Source organism: Chryseobacterium sp. SIMBA_029 (assembly GCF_046535275.1).
Lineage (GTDB): Bacteria > Bacteroidota > Bacteroidia > Flavobacteriales > Weeksellaceae > Chryseobacterium.
The window spans coordinates 1-272 of sequence record NZ_JAWRXA010000309.1 but is presented as its reverse complement, the minus strand read 5'-3'; the positions used below and the strand labels follow the sequence as shown (position 1 = coordinate 272).

Here is a 272-nt window from a genome sequence, read left to right as displayed (position 1 = left end):
GCGGTTATTTCTTTCATCACCGTATTTGTTCCAAAGATCTTCTGAGGGATTATTGGCTAGTGAAAAATTGGGGTTGGCAGTGATGAACGAATTAGGATTCTGATCTGTATGGTTGTCTGAAATCCAGTCTGTTCCACTAAAGTAAGAAGCGTTTACCTTGATGGCAAAATTTTTATTGAATGCTTTTGCAAATCTGATGGCACTCTCTCCCAGAGAACTTATTTTATGATTGAAATTGTCTACATGATTAACCCCGCCCCGAAAGTATACAC

The 272-nt window shown here is 38.6% G+C and carries 1 pseudogene; it reads right to left on the bottom strand.

Annotated elements, in window-relative coordinates:
• A pseudogene (locus tag SB679_RS24245) lies at positions 1-272 on the bottom strand (TonB-dependent receptor); the annotation flags it as partial.